Here is a 1317-nt window from a genome sequence, read left to right as displayed (position 1 = left end):
CGGCGCGCACCCGGTCCACGTACCGGCGCCGGGCCGTGGTGACCAGCCAGGCCACGGGGTCCGACGGCGGGTCGGCCGGCCACTGCCGGTACGCCGCGAGCAGGGCGTCCTGGACGGCGTCCTCGCACACGTCGAACTGGCCCGTGCCGTAGGTGCGCACGAGCCGGGCCAGGACCTGCGGCGCGAGGTCGCGCAGCAGGTCCTCGCCGACTGCGGGTCCAGCCCTCACGCGTCCCCGAAGTCGCTGAACATCACGGGCCGCACCTCGACGGCGAGCCCGTCGATGGCCGTGTCCGGGATCATGCGGGCGAGCTCCAGCGCCCGGGCCTCGTCCTCGACGTCCACCAGGTAGAAGCCGCCCAGGAACTCCTTGGCCTCGGCGAACGGTCCGTCGCTGGTCTGCGTGGTCCCGGCCACCGACCGGACCACCTTGCTCTGGCTCGGGTCGGCCAGCGCCTGCGTGCCCACGAACTCCCCGCGCTCCTTGACGTGCGCCATGAACGCCTCGTGACCGTCCTGGACCTGCTTGCCCTGCTCGGGCGTGAGCTGCTCGAGGACGGTGGGGTTGATCTGCATCAGGATCAGGTACTTCATGGTTCCTCCTCGGTTCGCGGCGGCGGCGCTCTGCCGTCGTCGTACCCCTTGGTCGGCACGGCCGAGCCGGATACGACAACCGGTCACGAGAAATCTTCGCCGGTTTTCGTGGGCGCCGTCTGCGCCGACCTCGTCCAAGCTGAGCTCGTCCGTCCATGACACGCGTGGTGGGAGGAGGTCCGCGGAGCCGCGATACTGGAGTGTGAACACGTCCATCGTTACCCCTGCGGAAGCAGGGGCGGATATCCCGATCGAGCTGCTCTACCGAGTTCCCTACGGCAAGGTGCTGCACGGCAAGGACTGCCAGCACCTGACCACGAACCGGCTGGCCACGCTCCAGCCGGCGACCGAGCTCGACCGGCAGAAGTTCAAGATCTGCAGGTCGTGCATCATCGCCCTCGACGGCGACCCCGGCCGCGACGACTTCGACTCGTTCGACGCCGCGCTCGAGGCGCTCCAGGTCCCGGCGGCGAACCGCCCGGCGATGCGCGCCATCGCCGACGGGCTCGACACGTCCCGCATCTGGATCCCGTCGACGCGCACGTACGTGGCCGTCTCGCCCGGTACGGGCCACGAGGTGACCGCGTTCTTCGGCAAGGACTCCGTCGACATGCGCAAGGACGAGGGCGGCTACGAGCGCCTCGTGCTGGCGACCCCCTCGGGGCGGACGACGGCGGCCGGCAAGCAGCGGGCGAGCGCCGCCGGCAAGGCGCGGGCGGCGGC

General features: G+C 71.1%; 3 protein-coding genes. 1 reads left to right on the top strand and 2 read right to left on the bottom strand.

Annotation, left to right across the window (positions count from 1 at the left end):
- Both PROKR_RS10145 and PROKR_RS10140 read right to left on the bottom strand, forming a co-directional pair.
- Positions 1-229: sigma factor (locus tag PROKR_RS10145; RefSeq protein ID WP_036962793.1), on the bottom strand; the 229-nt coding region annotated here is incomplete at its 3' end.
- Complete coding sequence (locus tag PROKR_RS10140; RefSeq protein ID WP_036962791.1) at positions 226-594, bottom strand: YciI family protein; 369 nt, start codon at positions 592-594, stop codon at positions 226-228. The genes PROKR_RS10145 and PROKR_RS10140, both read right to left, overlap by 4 nt.
- 202 nt (positions 595-796) lie before the next feature.
- On the opposite strand from PROKR_RS10140, the gene PROKR_RS10135 reads away from it, so the two are divergent.
- Positions 797-1317: hypothetical protein (locus tag PROKR_RS10135; RefSeq protein ID WP_036962789.1), on the top strand; the 521-nt coding region annotated here is incomplete at its 3' end.

Source organism: Promicromonospora kroppenstedtii DSM 19349 (assembly GCF_000515355.1).
Lineage (GTDB): Bacteria > Actinomycetota > Actinomycetes > Actinomycetales > Cellulomonadaceae > Promicromonospora > Promicromonospora kroppenstedtii.
Note: the sequence above shows the minus strand (reverse complement) of the source record. Positions and strands in the feature narration are given on the sequence as shown.

Coding starts and splice junctions, on each gene's coding strand:
- PROKR_RS10140 (WP_036962791.1), bottom strand. CDS start 594: ATGAAGTACCTGATCCTGATGCAGATCAACCCCACCGTCCTCGAGCAG.